Source organism: Rhizobium sp. UFLA01-1127, assembly GCF_059803845.1.
Genome location: NZ_JAUQTZ010000168.1, coordinates 1 through 12,423 on the forward strand (window position 1 = coordinate 1; position 12,423 = coordinate 12,423).

Below are 12,423 nucleotides of genomic sequence, written 5' to 3' on the forward strand. Positions count from 1 at the left end.
GAGCCGGAATAATCGCTACAGATGCGAGGGCGGTTCACCGGTCAGGCCGTCAATGCGCATGGAAAATCGCGCTTACGATAATTGTGGGTGATGACCAAAATTGAACTTGGGTTGAGGCTCCGCGTTCGCCAGTTCCGATGGCGTAGTGTCTAGTTCGGTTGCTTAGCGCGGTAGCAAGTTCCTTTCGGACCACCTTTCTCAGTTCGCGCGACACACCGTATAGGCTATTGTCAATGGTGTGGTTACGGTCTGGATTCTTGTTGAAACTGTAGGTCTCGACGACTTCTGCAAACTTGCTTGGCCATCCCATAATCGCACCACCGGCGATACTCAGACTTGCCGCCGTTGCGCTTGGTCGCCTCCTTCCTTCTGAGTTCTCGGTGTCGATCACTCGCGCTAGCGTCGTCGCCAGGGTGAATAGTTCGCCCTTCCCGAAGTTTCTCAAGCCTTCGCGAATCGTATACTCCCTCGTATTTTCGGGATCGATCAGTGAAGTCACAAAATCCAAGCTTTCCAGGTCTGGAACTTCAATTATGGGCTGAGGATAATCGCGGAAGTCGGCAATTCGACAACATGGGCACCTAAAGACATCTATGGAAAATCTATATTGCAAAAGGGAGCCGCACTCGGGACAGTGGTCAAGTAGCTGTTCCATGGTGTGCGGATCGAACGACAGGCTACGAATAGACCAGATTGCCTTCGCATAAGGTTTTTGCCGCAGTGATAAGGGCGAAACGCGTCGGGCTGCAATAAGCTCGTTACCGCTGATCTCAACTCCAAAAAACCTCACACCTCGGGCTCCTTTGCGGTACATCAAGCGTTCAATGTCGGCGACACCGTTAGGAACTCCAAGGATTTGCGCGAGTGCTCGCACGTCGATATTAGATCGAGCAAATCGCGAATGGCCCCAGCCTTGCTTTATGTCTCTTTTTCCAAGTAACCGATTGATTATCCAAAGGTCATGAAAACCGTTTTCGGCGCACGCTCGAAAGACGATATCTGCTAGTCCTTCCCCTGGGACCGGCTGGACAGAAATAGCGAAAGCCCTCGGTTCAAAGTCGATAAGATGTTTGGAGCTTGCAGCCATTGCTTCATAGACCTTCCATATGGAGACAACGTCGGTACCGAAAGTTGAGTTTGCGGAGCCTTCCCAATATTCTTATGGATGCACAGTGCCAGAATAACATCGACGGCCAGTCACGTCGGACCCTGGGCTCAAACATGACCGGAAGTTATCGATGCTTTGTTCTTAGTGGCGAAAACTCATCGGCTTTTTTTGCTTATTAAATACTATTCGCGGGTCGCAGGCTGCGCTGGGCATCAACGTTCTTCCGTCTCACACCAGCGCCATAGCTCTTGCTCGGCGAGAGCAGCTCGATCCCTTCACTGTCGAAGAATGCGATCATCTTCTCCACGTTAGCAATGACGGGGTACCTCCGCGCCGTGACGATCAGGCACCTCGGCGCGTACCTGGCCGAGTTCTCGCAAAAGCATATAAATGGCGAACCAATCAAGCCTGCCACAGTTCGATCCGCAGTTATTCTTCGACTTCAACAATCCGCTCGCTGTGGCCAAAGTCTTTGGACTTCCAACGCACACCCGCGCCATGCGCTTTGGTCGCCGGTGTTATCTCGACACCCTGGGTATCGAAAAACTCGATCATTCGGTTCAACTCAGGGAACGCTATAGTTGCGACTGACTTTTTCTCCAGGCGCGAGATCATGGACCGATCAATTTTAAGAAGTTGCGCCAACTCCGTTTGACTTAGTTCCAGTAAACCGCGAGCACCCCGAAGGCAGTCGACATCCGCCTCCTCGTCGCGATCCGGCTCACTCCACCGTACTCCAGCACCGTGTGTCGATGACGCGCGAACGACCTCAAGCCCTCTCCGTCTCAGGTATGCGGACACTTTCCGGTCTTCAGGTGTGAGCCGATGAATTGGTCTGGTTTCCAGACGGACAATTGTCTGCCGATCAACACCCACGTCTTCAGCAAACTTCGACTGGCTGACGCCAATCATAAGTCTCGCTGCACGCAGAATATTCCCTGCAAACTGATCAAACATTCGCTCGTTGAATGAGACCATGAAAATAATGTCAACATTCAACATCATTCAGTGCTTCTTGATATCAAACGGTGTCCAATGTTGACAAACGGTGCAGAATCGCCTTATTTAAGGAATCACTGAACCACAACATTCGTCTTGGAAAGCGAGCCACTCGCCGGTGATTCGCAGCGCGAGGCTTCGGGTCCAAACCATTGGAGCAATCAATGCGATCTTGGGTAGACGGACAGTACAAAGAAAACCTGCCGCGCTTACATCCACTCACGAGCGACTTCGACTCCATCCGGCACGGCGGTCGGACCTTCATTCCAAAGGAATTCGTCGCGCAGTATGGTCGGGCGAAGAAACTGCGATCGATATATGACTGGTTGTCTGTACGGGCATCCGATAATTGGAGACATTCGCCTTGGTCGCATGTCCCAATTTTTCTAAATCAACGGCAACAAGCCTTGTCGGCTCGATACTCCGCTCCAAAACGAATTTGCTCAGAATCTCAATCAATGAGAGACAGCGATGAAACCCGCGATCCCATTGTGGTGCTTGGCCTTACCCGCCGCGCAGAGATCGCTGATCGATCTGTTCACTTCGACAGTCACATAATCACCTGACTTCGCAAGCACACCCGTAAAAGGAAATATGTCAATGTCATCAACGTCAGCCGAGCGGCTCGCCGAGCTGCTTCCGCGATTGCATTCGCTTGTCCACGATTTGGAAGAAGTTCTACGAAACGGCCCCGGCTTTACGCCGACGGAATATTTTGGCGTCGAACAATGGGCCCTGGACGTACGTGGGGTTCTGTGTGTGTCCGGACAGTTCTTTGGGCATCCGACAATTCGCGACGGCCATCTTGCTTGCTCGTCCGAAATTTTCTTCGTTACGGATGATGAGCGATACGTTCGCACGCTATCCCGCTGGTACAAGTTGGGGACGCCTTCTGAAACGGGGCGACCGCAATGATCGGGGACGCTTCCATTGACTATAATGAAATGCCGGGCACCAATTTGTGTTTACCAATTAGGCCTTCTAAGAAGCAGATCGCCGAGTATGTTGCAAAGTCTCCTTTTAAGTATGCGGCATTCTTAGCTGTCACTCGCGCCCTTAAGCTAATCCATAACGCTCCAACGAAAACATCAACGGTCACGGTGCTTCGCATCCCCGAGCCCCTGGAGGCATCGGATTTCTACCGGGTCACTGAGGATGTGCTCGGCATTCGGACCGGACACTTCCAGGGCGATGACAACTCCATTCACTCGATTTTCTGCATCGAGGATACGAAGTTATCAAAGGATTTCGACTTGGCGAAATGCCTTGCCAAGTTGCACGTAACTGTTCTGGCAAGGATTGGCATCGAGCTGCCGGATACAGTGAAGGTAGCAATCACCTCCGAGATCGAACTCGACCTCTTTAATGAACGCGCATTGCGGTCTCTGCGGCTGCACTATTCTACCGGCCCTCTGACATCAGAGGCTGTCGAATATCTGAAGCAGCAGCCTGCTGAGGTCGTGAACGCGGTGTTTCGAGAGGGGCATTCTGCCGAGGAAGCTCTCAGGCGTCATATGGCACTTACGGAAGCCTCGATCACAACCAAGTCTATATCGGATGTTTGCTCTCTGACGTTTGATGAGGTGCGAGGGTTCGGCGAGGCCCGGCAATGGGGCCTATCCTTTTTGAAGGATATCGAGCGATGGCGGAATGGAGAAGTTGCGTGGGGAGAACTCGATACCGGTGTTCTGCTGATTGGGCCGCCGGGCTCCGGCAAGACCAGGTTTGCTCACGTTCTTGCAAATTCGTCAAAGATGAATTTCATCTCGACAAGTCTGGGCGTCTGGCAGTCCAAGGGGGCACTCGATGACCTCCTGCAGGCGATGTACAAGGATTTCCGCGCGGCTCGCAATAATGCGCCAAGTATCATCTTTATCGACGAAGTCGATTCCTTCGGAAACCGCAGAACCTTCAATCACAGATACTCAAACTATTCGACTCAAGTCATCAACGCATTCCTCGCAGCAGTCGATGGCAGCAATGATCGGCAAGGCGTTTTCGTGATTGCGGCAACAAATTACCCTGACAACTTGGACCCCGCCCTCATTCGAAGCGGCCGTTTTGAGAAGCATATCTACGTTGGCCATCCAGATGCCGACGAGCGTCTGGAACTGCTCGCGCATATGGCACCGTGTCTTTCCGATCATCCGGGGCTTGGCGCATTGGCGCAACGATTGGACCAATGGTCCCGATCTGATCTCAATCAGTTGGTTCGAGACGGGAAGAAAAGCGCGAGGCAGGAGGAAAGGGAGTTGACGCTCGAAGATCTTGAAGCGCCCCTGCCCCAAGTGGAGAAGTTGTCGCGGGAACATCTTGAACGCATTGCCGTGCATGAAGCAGGCCACGCCATCATTGCTATTGTTGTCGGCCGACGCGTCCATCATGTTCAAATTCGAAAAAACTTCGATCGGGCCGACAGGTCGAACAATTGGGGGCACACAGCAATGGAGCCACCGATGCAGTTTCTGCGAGCAGACGAAGAGCTGCTGAAGGATATCACCATTTATCTGGCCGGGATGGCGGCTGAGGAGGTTTTGCTCGCGAGGCGATCGACGTCCGCTGGCGGGGTCGATGGCAGCGATTTAAACATCGCAACAAACCTGGCATTTCACTATCTCGCAAAGTTCGGTTTGGGCGGATCACTCCTACAGATCGATGGGATCGCGGTTTCCGACATTCACCTCCATCCGATGCTGCAATCACAAATGAATTCCCTGCTGCATGAACGCTATTCGGAAGCGAAGCGGATCGCGGAGCTGTACAGGGACGGCATCAGAGAGATGGCAAGTGAGTTGGCGCGCGCCGGACATCTAAACGCTTGGAGGACCATGGTGATGTTCCGGCGAAGTCGAGCCTACAAAGCTCGAATGCGATGAGTGCCACGCCATGAATTTCGAGCGCGAACTTACACTCCGTCATCTGGCAGGCAGCCTGATGCCAGCGGATATGCCTCTGATTATCGGAGACGGGTGGTATCATATCGTCCGCCACGCGTTATCAGAATTATGCAACCTGAGCCTTCGATCGAGGTTGTCAATCGAAGTCACTCGTATCGCGGTGGAGGATGGCGGCTTGGTTGTCGACACGAACATCGACCATCTTAACGCGCCGGAAGCCGTCAGACGGTTGGTCTCGGCCATCACGGGGCACGCCAACGATCAAGCAAGAGCGCGCTGTCAGACTTGCGGCGGGCATTGGCGATCATTCCAGGCGGCTGGGTCCTGGCGCACGCGCTGCGATGACTGCAACAACCTGTACCCGGTGGAGGGTTAGACAGGCCACGACGAAATTCTTCGTCGGCATGGAAAAAGTACTCGCGGAGCGGCGAAAGCGGGCCCGAGCGATCTGAGGCCATAAGCTTCTCCCGAAAGCCCGCCAGAACAAAATTTGCACCGTCCGGCGAGCTGTCATCGGGCGGACGGTAAACGCGCGCACCATTGAAAGGAACGTTAGATGCGAGCTTGGATTATCAGCGACCTTCATTGGCATCCGATGGAGTCCCGGTGGAGAGAGCCGGTGCGCATTCCGCAAGACGCTGACGTCTGCATTTGCGCTGGTGACATCGCTGACAACATTTCGGATAGCATCGTCTATCTGCGGCGCGAGATTGAGCCACACATGCCGGTCGTGCTGGTACTCGGCAATCACGACTACTTCGGCTCAAGCATTGATTTCGCGCTGGAAGAGGCTCGCCGCCAGATCGAGGACACACGTATCCACTTATTGGAAAACCAGACGTTAGAAGTAGGTGGTTGTCGCATTATCGGCGCTACGCTGTGGACCGATTTCGCCGTTTCGGTGGGAGGCGACGAGAACGTTCCCGCATGGAGACGACAACGCAAGGCGTTTGGCCTCGTCCCGTACCTGATGCTGGACTATCAAGAAATCTACCGATCGGATCGACGAAAACCCGGCGAGACCGGCTTGGTCACCGTCCAAGAAATCCTTGCTCGTCATAACGAAAGCCGGTCTTACATTGAGAGCGAGCTGATGAAGCCGTTCGAAGGTCGCACAATCGTCTTGACCCATCACGCGCCGCTCATGCAATCCATGGACCCCACCTTCTTCGGTCAAGTCAGCAACGCAGCATTTGGCAGCGATCTTTCCGATCTCATCACACGTGGTAGGCCGTCGCTTTGGATTCACGGGCACATTCACAAATTCCGCGACTACATGTTTAGCGATACCCGAGTAGTTTGCCATCCGCGAGGTATGATGCGGGAGCGTGACACTAGCGGATTTCGATCCAACTTCGTTATCGATCTATGAGAATGGTAGCCTGACGCGATGGTGCGCGGCTGGATTGCTTAGTGGTTGGTGGCGGGGCCCGAATTCGAGGCATCAGCAGCCCGGAAGCGACGAACCTGATCCAAGCTGACGGGCTCCTTGTCGTTCAACTCGGCGAAATCAAAATAATCCCTCAGGAAGACCTGAAGAACCGAGCCATTCTGGACGGTGCTTTCGTTTGGGGTTTCGTCCGGCTGCTGGATATCTTCTATCAGCGTCGACCCGGTCGACTTCACCCTTGATGCGATCGATATATTGCTAGTGACGTAATTCTCGACAGCCAAAGCGAAGAGGTAGTTCATCGAGCGGTCGACGACGATCCGCGATTGGTTGATCTTCAGACCAAGTTCCATCTTGGCCCCGGATATCTCGATCCAAACCCCGTCGGCAAACAAAAGCGCCTTTTTATCGAAGTTGACGACAAGATTTGCCATCATATATCGCTCGCATTCGTCGCCGCCGTTGATGGTAAACCCTTCCGCCAGCACCTTTCGCGCACCTTTCAAAATTGCGTCTTCGAGCAGTTCCTCCAAAGTATCTCGCTTTTGATCGCTTGACTTGATCAAAGGGGTCCGACTTTGGCCGCCAGAGCCATCGAGGGTGATTGCCAAATTGACCGGCTTACCTTCGGGACGTCCGCTATTTATCCACGTGCGTGCGACCTCGATGGCTATGTTAGCAGCCGAGAGCCGGATGAGCTGCAAAATGATATGGACGACCTTACCTGGCTTTCCCCACTCTTCGTCTGTTATGTCGCGCACCTTGAAGAGCGAGATGTTTTCATGCTTCGCCTGCTCGATCGCGCCAGACTGAAAGCCGCTCGTGGAGAAGATAACACCTCGCGAGGCCCCGACCTCGCTTACAGTGGCCGCTAACGCGTCGACCTGCTGCCGCCCGACGTTCTTCCGCCAATACTTGCATTCGACTACGATCAGATGTTCGTAGAGCCCTTCCTTATGCCGAACAAGCACGTCGATTTGCCTGGGGGCTCCGGAGCGCCCCAGTAGGACAACGTTGTGCTCGACGGTGACTTGCCCGGTGTCGTGCAGGCTAGCGACCAACTTTTCGAAACCGCCCCAATCCTTCACCAAATCCGATATGTCCGTCACTCCGGTCTCCATCTGCGGGTTTGCATCGAACTGCGCGCTTTCCATTAGGTGTGCTTAATTGAGGCCAGGAAGTTTACTGGGAACGACGACGTTCGGATTGTCATCACGGCCAACCTCAAACGGGAAGCTATCGCGCCGGAAAAGCGGCGAGACAATATCGACTTTAATGCGCAACTCCTCCTCCTTTGAGCAGTTAGATAGTTTGAAGACTTCGGCATCCGCCCCAACGGTCGTTCTAGCAATTGCGTTCAACTGCTCGTCAGAGCTATCGCGCTTCATACCCAGGAACGCTGCCGCCAAAACCGCGCCCAACTTCGGACGCAGAAGTTGATCGTCGTCGACGCGCTGGTTTGGCGCAACCTGTGAAAGAGCGGCAATGATATCCGCATAATTGCGCGTGAGATCGTCATTGCCGCGTGTCTCGAAACCGGCCGCCTCGTCAGCGGCGCAATCGGGCTTGCTATAATCCGTCGCTGACGCTTGGTAGTAGTTTTCGATCGCGCCACGGCGAAGGAAAAAGCAACCAACTTCGGAAAGCGCCTTCAGCAGAACTTCAAACTTAGTGCGCAGGCGTTCAGCATCCGTAGCCGCTGAATCGCCAAAGCTGGCGGGATCAACCAAGAGCCGAGCGAGCGTCACTCTCCGCTTGTTCACTGCAGGGTCATCGGTGCGAGACCAGTTAGAATACTGATCTGCTGCGGCATCAACGGATAATCGATGGTTAGTCATAAAAGCGACCAAGTCGGACCGAAGATCGCGGTCGAGACCGGCCAAATTGGAACGCCCCAATCGATCGGCGACGGCCGACGCGTTTGGCAAATCGCTGAAATGGCGGACGAGGCTGTTATCATCTGCAAGAGCATCGAGATCAGCGAGCACAGTGACCTGCTTGTTCATCAGGCGAAATAGCTTCGCGGCTTCGCCAAATTCGCCTTTGCCTGTCACTGGAAGAACCTGCGCATTGCGAGCAAGCAGTCGTAGATCGAGCCGACGAGCAAGCTGGGTCGCGATGATCTCATCGCTCGGCCCCTCAACCAGCAACACGCGCTCAGCAAACATTGCCATGCGATGCGTAGTGCTCAATCGGGCTATCAATGCTGCCAACTTTTTTCGAAGTAAGATGGCGTCGCCGACAGAGACCTGAGCTGACGGCTCGCGGACTGAATTGAAGAAGATGAAGCTGGGGAGTTCATTTATCCTACGCAAAGGAAGCATCGACGCTGAATGAGTAGCAATTACGATCAACTTTCGTGCAGGATCGGATGGGTCTCCCGCGACCCTTTGCATTTCCTCCAGAAGAAAGGCTTGATGTTGGGGATGTAGCGAAATTTCGGGCTCATCGATAATCAAACAGCCGATCTCATCGTTGTGAATGGCAGCTAAAAGCGCAACTAGCTGAAGGATGCCGCTGGCTTCATAGTTGGCGGTATATGAAGAACCGCTGGATACCGGCGAGATTCGCAAATTTAGTCCCTGTTGGGACCATGATAGCTCTACGCTCCGGTCGAACAGTTGCTGAAGCCGAGCTTCAATCTTCAGGCGCAGGTCTGCGCGGCTATCGAGCACAATGAGGCTGGCCGTGACGCTTTCGATGTCCCACCATTGACTCCTATAGCTAGAGTGACCTACGGCTGCGTCCGAATTATCAATGGTACGTGGACCTGAAACCGAGGCACGGTAAGTCTCAAGCGGACTGCTCCTCCCGGCTGCTAAGAAGTGGGTTTTGCGGCCGTGTTTTGCAATCAGGTTTTCTGAATCCAACCCAGACTTGATGGCGCGCAGAGCGCGAGTCTTTCCGCTTCCATTCGGGCCAACAAGCGTCGTGATCCCCGGTAGAATCTCTACAACTTGATCGGTGCCAGCCTGGTCCAGCAACTTTATTTTGAATCTAAGTGGCCAATTCTGTGCATTTCCTTGGATCGTTGCATTCACTGCCAGTCCCCTTATTGCGCGATATGTTTACGTACAACTTCGCGTTTCCGTTGAAAAGCGTACGTTTTGCACACGGGAGTCATTGCATTTGTAGCCTTTTCAAGCGCTGATGGTTTGGGGGTTGCCAACTAAAGGCAGATCGGGTGCCCCCTGTTTTGTGGTCTCTCGTTGTAGTATCGTTGTCTGATTGCGAGGGGTATATGGACAAATTAGCGGAGAAGCTTTCCGAAGTCGTACTAATAATTATCCCCCTGTCCATCGGATATTTTGGGGGAATCATATATTTATCCGCATATCTTTCGAGTTATTCTGTAAACATTCATGAGGTCGATCTTTCTGTTCAGCTTGTTCTGACATATTCGTATGAAGTATTTTACAGTGTTCCGTTTGTGTCGGTAGTATTCGCTCTGGTAGCGGCATACACCATCCTGCAAACAAAATGGGCGAAGAAGCCGCGAGAGTGGGTAGTCAAGAAATTTGAACCGAAGCTAAATTTAACTATTGCCGCCTTGGTATCCTGCTTTCTGGTATTCTTGCTCATCTACCACTGTGCGCAGTGGAGTGCGGAGCGAGCGACAAAAGAACTCTGGAAAGGTGACACGGCCAGGGTGTTTTTTAACCAGCTGCCAGAGTCTTGGGAATTGAGCCTCGGCGTTCGACAGCGAATGACATACGAAAACTGCGTGGCTAGAAATGACTTCCGTCACATAATTTCGACGGCATCAGTGACTTACGCCCTATGCATTGTCGGCGATGGAACGGAAGGTCTTGTTATTGGACAGCGTCATGAGGACGGGCGCTTGCTTCCGATTAGGGATATTCGGCATGAAAACAGCTAAGATGGTGTTCGCATGTTTGGTTCTTGCTTCGCCAGCTTTTCAGGTGGCGGCTCAGCAATCCGACCCGAAGAAAGTCAAAATCGACGCCCAGTCCATCGTCGCGTTCGTTGGAACAATAAAATACGCTGTAATGAAGAGCCCGCCCACGTCGTTGGGCTACTTTTACAGCATTAGCGGTGAAACAAGGATTAAATTTCACCCATGCCAAAACCCGGAACCTGCAAAGGATCTGGGAACGGAAGATGTGGTCGAGACTTCCGAAAACTGCAGTTCTCTGCCGGGAACACCAAAGACACCGCTCCTCAGCAGCATATCTTCCTGGACACTTCAAGATAATGGAGAGTTCGTTGTCACTGCGTTGGACGCTACGGGCAGTCCCTATAAGCAGCTGGTGAAATGCGAAGACGTGCCGACGACCTATGTTCTCGCCGCCAAGAAGCAATCTGAACAGAATAAGGGTCTCGTGATCGGCAAGGATATCAGTGCCGACGATGTCAAAAATCTGTTCAAAGTGGATGCGGGTAACATCTTTAAAGCGACTTCTGCGCCCGAGAATTGCTCGTCTATCCCTTCATTCTGGACGGTAGCTCTTGACACTGTCTCCACGCCAACCGGAACCAAGAAAGTCGTGGGCTTGTCAGTCGCCGACCCGACTAACCCGAATCAGATCGAGGCCCTCGAACGGCAGTTGAAATCCAACTGAACTGCCTATTGGCAGCCAACAGGCAAGTGCGTTGCCCTTTTATATTCCCTTTATGAATTCAATCTTTGGAGCGTGGCGGACGCCTCAATTTAGCGCGTCTTTTAGCTTCGCCGGGACGTTTGCGGTTTTCTAAATCTTTGGCGACTTCTCGCTCATAATAGTCTTGAGACTGGCGGCCTCGATTAGTTCTACCCATCTGGTGAACCTGACCCCGATAGTCCGGTCCCATCATCGCGGCCCACTCAGCCTTGAAACGACCCATTGCGCTCCACTCGCGACGTTCGCGATCAGGGTCCTTGAAATCTTTCTGCCAGGGTCGATGCCCATATTCGCTATAGGCTTCGCTATGACCACCCTCATAGCCGATTGTTACTTCGCCACCACCATGGATATGGCGTGGGTCTGGCATGAACAAATAGCCATCTCCGAGCCGTCGCCAGTCGTCGGAACGAAGATGCCGTTCCGGATACAGCCACTCTTTCTCGGCGGCCGCGATATAGCGGTGGGCGCGTCTCTTGGTGATGTAATTTATCTCTATGACCTCTTCGTCGGATAATTTTCGCTCCGTCTGAATTTCGAGAAGGTTGAAGATGGTCGAACGGAAAAACTTTGGATTTGGCCGAAATTTCAGCGCGTTTTGATATGGATCGCGCACCCAGGAGAGGTTGGTCAGGATTAGGACTTTATCCAATGAGAGCGGATAAAAGGTGTGAGTTCCAACCATCCTGACGTCTGGGTCGTTGAAGCCCTTGCAGTATTGGGAGAGTGGAAAACACTCGCGGTTGTAGACCGTCACGGGGTGGTCGGAAACGATAAATTTGACGGAGGCGTCGGAAGCGTCAGCGATCTGCCATACGCACTCAGTCCAGATAGCACAGTAGATTTGGTGCACTTGCTGTAGAAGCCGCAGCGTAAAGTTTCGGCTACTGCTGCCGTATAATATTTCGAGATGACGAAGACCCTTTGGAGTTCGAAGCTTCTGCGCACTCAGGTAAGGTAAGAGGGCATTGAAAGCGTCATGGCTATCATCACTGAGGTCGAAGTTTGAAAAATGCTCGACGGCAGATTTGGCGTCGTTGTCTAATTTTCCGAAAAAGAACTTTTCAATATCGCGGTTTGGAATGTTGCCCCAACTGGTCGTGTAGAGATCATCTTGGGCGAAGCAATTCACCGGCCCCCAATGCATTCGGTCATTACGTGTCCATGACCTGCCATTCTGGGTGATCCGTTCCGGAGCTAGGTCGAGGTACCAATATTTAGATTGTCCCGGCAATAAGAAGCGCTTCTGGTACCATTCCGGTACGTAGTGGTTGTGCTGATATTCGCTCTTTTTCGACATGCAGGCTTTTACCGCCCAGCTCGGAAAAAGGTGAGCGTCCGGTGAACGGATTTTGCTGAACGAGCCAGTTAGGCGATGTTCTGGCATTAGAACCAGCATTAGTGCTG

Annotated in this window: 9 protein-coding genes; 4 read left to right on the plus strand and 5 right to left on the minus strand. The window is 52.8% G+C overall.

Going from position 1 to position 12,423, the window contains the following annotated elements:
- Nucleotides 1–49 precede the first annotated feature (49 nt).
- Together Q4Q11_RS28030 and Q4Q11_RS28035 are read right to left on the minus strand one after the other, a co-directional pair.
- Nucleotides 50–1,087 (minus strand): transposase family protein, encoded by a 1,038-nt coding sequence (locus Q4Q11_RS28030; RefSeq protein ID WP_498571517.1) that lies wholly within the window; start codon nucleotides 1,085–1,087, stop codon nucleotides 50–52.
- A gap of 450 nt (nucleotides 1,088–1,537) precedes the next feature.
- Nucleotides 1,538–2,113 (minus strand): helix-turn-helix domain-containing protein, encoded by a 576-nt coding sequence (locus Q4Q11_RS28035; RefSeq protein ID WP_498571518.1) that lies wholly within the window; start codon nucleotides 2,111–2,113, stop codon nucleotides 1,538–1,540.
- A gap of 905 nt (nucleotides 2,114–3,018) precedes the next feature.
- On the opposite strand from Q4Q11_RS28035, the gene Q4Q11_RS28040 reads away from it, so the two are divergent.
- Both Q4Q11_RS28040 and Q4Q11_RS28045 read left to right on the plus strand, forming a co-directional pair.
- On the plus strand, nucleotides 3,019–4,983 hold the full coding sequence (locus tag Q4Q11_RS28040) for an AAA family ATPase (protein WP_498571519.1): 1,965 nt from the start codon (nucleotides 3,019–3,021) through the stop codon (nucleotides 4,981–4,983).
- A gap of 577 nt (nucleotides 4,984–5,560) precedes the next feature.
- Nucleotides 5,561–6,376 carry a metallophosphoesterase gene (locus Q4Q11_RS28045; protein WP_498571520.1) on the plus strand — a complete coding sequence of 272 codons (816 nt, stop codon included), beginning with the start codon at nucleotides 5,561–5,563 and terminating at the stop codon, nucleotides 6,374–6,376.
- 38 nt (nucleotides 6,377–6,414) lie between these two features.
- On the opposite strand, the gene Q4Q11_RS28050 is transcribed toward Q4Q11_RS28045, so the two are convergent.
- Both Q4Q11_RS28050 and Q4Q11_RS28055 read right to left on the minus strand, forming a co-directional pair.
- Nucleotides 6,415–7,548: a restriction endonuclease gene (locus Q4Q11_RS28050; protein ID WP_498571521.1), complete on the minus strand. Its 1,134-nt coding sequence runs from the start codon at nucleotides 7,546–7,548 to the stop codon at nucleotides 6,415–6,417.
- Between the two features lie 9 nt (nucleotides 7,549–7,557).
- On the minus strand, nucleotides 7,558–9,435 hold the full coding sequence (locus tag Q4Q11_RS28055; protein ID WP_498571522.1) for an ATP-dependent nuclease: 1,878 nt from the start codon (nucleotides 9,433–9,435) through the stop codon (nucleotides 7,558–7,560).
- Between the two features lie 200 nt (nucleotides 9,436–9,635).
- Between Q4Q11_RS28055 and Q4Q11_RS28060 the strand changes: the two genes are divergently transcribed.
- Nucleotides 9,636–10,274, plus strand: coding sequence for a hypothetical protein (locus Q4Q11_RS28060; RefSeq protein ID WP_498571523.1), 639 nt, complete (start codon nucleotides 9,636–9,638; stop codon nucleotides 10,272–10,274).
- Entirely contained in the window at nucleotides 10,261–10,977 is a 717-nt protein-coding gene (locus Q4Q11_RS28065; protein WP_498571524.1) for a hypothetical protein, read from the plus strand. Before Q4Q11_RS28060 ends, Q4Q11_RS28065 begins: the two co-directional genes overlap by 14 nt.
- Nucleotides 10,978–11,035: 58 nt before the next feature.
- On the opposite strand, the gene Q4Q11_RS28070 is transcribed toward Q4Q11_RS28065, so the two are convergent.
- The coding region (locus tag Q4Q11_RS28070; RefSeq protein ID WP_498571525.1) for a DUF4238 domain-containing protein at nucleotides 11,036–12,423 on the minus strand (1,388 nt) is incomplete at its 5' end.

Excerpts from the sequence above, each read along its gene's own strand:
- Q4Q11_RS28030 (WP_498571517.1), bottom strand. The coding sequence starts at position 1,087 with ATGGCTGCAAGCTCCAAACATCTTATCGACTTTGAACCGAGGGCTTTC.
- Q4Q11_RS28035 (WP_498571518.1), bottom strand. The coding sequence starts at position 2,113 with ATGATGTTGAATGTTGACATTATTTTCATGGTCTCATTCAACGAGCGA.
- Q4Q11_RS28040 (WP_498571519.1), top strand. The coding sequence starts at position 3,019 with ATGATCGGGGACGCTTCCATTGACTATAATGAAATGCCGGGCACCAAT.
- Q4Q11_RS28045 (WP_498571520.1), top strand. The coding sequence starts at position 5,561 with ATGCGAGCTTGGATTATCAGCGACCTTCATTGGCATCCGATGGAGTCC.
- Q4Q11_RS28050 (WP_498571521.1), bottom strand. The coding sequence starts at position 7,548 with ATGGAAAGCGCGCAGTTCGATGCAAACCCGCAGATGGAGACCGGAGTG.
- Q4Q11_RS28060 (WP_498571523.1), top strand. The coding sequence starts at position 9,636 with ATGGACAAATTAGCGGAGAAGCTTTCCGAAGTCGTACTAATAATTATC.
- Q4Q11_RS28065 (WP_498571524.1), top strand. The coding sequence starts at position 10,261 with ATGAAAACAGCTAAGATGGTGTTCGCATGTTTGGTTCTTGCTTCGCCA.